Annotated in this window: 1 protein-coding gene; it reads right to left on the minus strand. The window is 67.3% G+C overall.

The genetic code is table 11. From position 1 onward, the window contains the following. Window positions 1-23 precede the first annotated feature (23 nt). Window positions 24-902 (minus strand): IS5 family transposase, encoded by an 879-nt coding sequence (locus Vlu01_RS27315; RefSeq protein WP_373307521.1) that lies wholly within the window; start codon window positions 900-902, stop codon window positions 24-26. Window positions 903-1,048 lie beyond the last annotated feature (146 nt).

A 1,048-nucleotide genomic window follows, 5' to 3' on the forward strand; every position in this document is an offset into this window, starting at 1 on the left:
TTAGGACCTGTTTCATAGCTGGGTCAGAGCCATTCGTTGATCGCGGCGATGTGGAGTGTGGCCTGGTAGCGCACGGCGAGCTTGTCGTATCTGGTGGCCATGGCTCGGTGGCGTTTGAGCTGGTTGATGCCGCACTCGACGGCGTGACGCTGCTGGTAGAGGTGGGCGTCGAAGGTCGGCGGTCGGCCGCCCTTGGATCCCTTCTTGCGCCGGCTGGCGGCCTGATCGATCTTGATCGGGATCGTGGCTGGGATGCCGCGTCGGCGTAGGTGCTCACGGTTGGCGCGGGAGCTGTATGCCTTGTCCGCGAGGACCCGGTCGGGTCGGGTGCGGGGTCGGCCGCCGTCGGGCCGGGGGACCCGGATGCGGGCCAGGACCCGGGTGAACTGCGGACTGTCGCCGCGCTGCCCGGCGGTCAGCAGCATCGACAGCGGCTTGCGGCCCTGCTCACAGGCCAGGTGCAGCTTGGTGGTCCAGCCACCACGAGACCGGCCCAACGCGTGATCCGCCGGCTCGTCCTCGACCCCGCCCGGTGATTGTTTCTGCAGCTCAGGTCGGGTGCGGGCGCCTGCGGCGTGCTGATGAGCCCGAGCGATGGTCGAGTCGACGCTGACGTCCCAGGTAATCAGACCGGCGGCGTCGGCGCGGGTCTGCAGCCCGGTGACGATCCGCTGCCACACCCCGGCGCGTTGCCAACGGCGGAACAGTCCGTAGACCGTCTGCCAGGGCCCGTAGCATTCCGGCACGTCCCGCCAGGGCGAGCCCACCCGGACCCGCCACCGGATCCCGTCGATGAGCTGCCGTTTACTCCACTTCAGCGGTCGCCCTGGCTTATTTCCCTTCGGCAGCAGCGGTTCCAACGCCGCCCACTGCACGTCAGTCAGGTCGAACCGCCTCGTCACCGGTATGGTAGCCACGAGGTCTCCGTGCTGATGGTCTGTCTTGGTCGATGAACCATCTACCGGAGACCTCACTGCGTATCGATCACCGACACGCCGAGATCCCAGGCCGAAGCTGACTGGCCAACCCAGCTATGAAACACGGCCTA

The organism is Micromonospora lutea (assembly GCF_016863535.1).
Lineage (GTDB): Bacteria > Actinomycetota > Actinomycetes > Mycobacteriales > Micromonosporaceae > Micromonospora > Micromonospora lutea.